Here is a 240-nt window from a genome sequence, read left to right as displayed (position 1 = left end):
CGGGGATGGCGATCACCCAGGGGGTCGAGTTCAAGGACATGGACTGGAACGGCGACGGTACCGCCACGCGCGCGGAGATCGCGCAATCGTTCTATGCGGTCGCGGTGAAGACCACCGTGGACGGCAATCGTCGTTGCAGCACGTTCTACTGGCGCGGCAGCGGCGAGCAGATACGCGTGGATTGCCGCACCGAGTTCGGTGCCGCCAGCAAGGACTGATCGGATCGAAAGCAGCGAAAAG

At 63.8% G+C, this 240-nt stretch carries 1 protein-coding gene; it reads left to right on the top strand.

Going from position 1 to position 240, the window contains the following annotated elements:
- On the top strand, positions 1-218 hold a 218-nt coding region (locus tag SB658_RS27105), incomplete at its 5' end, for a hypothetical protein (RefSeq protein WP_410603618.1).
- Positions 219-240: the final 22 nt, after the last annotated feature.

The organism is Bacillus sp. SIMBA_008 (assembly GCF_046535495.1).
GTDB classification, from domain to species: domain Bacteria; phylum Bacillota; class Bacilli; order Bacillales; family Bacillaceae; genus Bacillus; species Bacillus subtilis.
This window is presented reverse-complemented; position numbering and strand designations above follow the sequence as displayed.